Origin of the sequence: Mycobacterium sp. E342 (assembly GCF_001667665.1) — a bacterium.
In the GTDB taxonomy this organism is placed as follows: Bacteria; Actinomycetota; Actinomycetes; order Mycobacteriales; family Mycobacteriaceae; genus Mycobacterium.
In genome coordinates this window covers 1-607 of the sequence record NZ_LZJM01000241.1, presented here as the reverse complement: position 1 = coordinate 607, position 607 = coordinate 1, and the positions used below count along the sequence as shown (strand labels likewise).

The 607-nt window shown below is 66.6% G+C and carries 1 protein-coding gene; it reads left to right on the top strand.

Annotation, left to right across the window (positions count from 1 at the left end; all coding sequences use genetic code 11):
* Window positions 1-607: AMP-binding protein (locus A5692_RS18975; protein ID WP_156766162.1), on the top strand; the 607-nt coding region annotated here is incomplete at both ends.

The window sequence follows — 607 nt, the reverse complement described above, 5'->3', positions numbered from 1 at the left end:
TTTGTCGCCTGCCCCTTCGCCGGCGCCGGAGCGCGGATGTATCGCACCGGGGACTTGGTGTGTTGGGGGGCCGATGGGCAGCTGCGGTATGTGGGCCGGGCCGATGAACAGGTCAAGATCCGCGGGTATCGCATCGAACTCGGCGAGGTCGAGGCCGTGCTGGCGGCTCATCCTCGGGTGGGTCAGGCGGTGGTGATCGCCCGCCCAGCCACCTCCACCGTTAATGCCGACCAGGGGGCCAGCGACAAGCAATTGGTGGGCTATGTCGTGCTGGATCAGCAGATGGTGCTGGTGCGAGAGCCGCAACGCGAGGCGCAGCTTGTTGAGCAGTGGCAGACAGTGTATGAGGGCTTGTATTCGCAGGTGAGCTCTGCGCAGGGCGCCCCGGCGGTATTGGGGGAGGATTTCGGGGGCTGGAACAGCAGTTATACCGGGGCGCCCATCCCCTTGGAGGAGATGCGCGCGTGGCGGGCGGCGGCGGTGGAGCGGATCCGCAAGCTGGGTCCGCAGCGGGTGTTGGAGATCGGGGTCGGTAGCGGGTTGTTGTTGGCCCAGTTGGCCCCCGATTGTCTCGAGTACTGGGGTACGGACTTCTCCGCGGCGACGA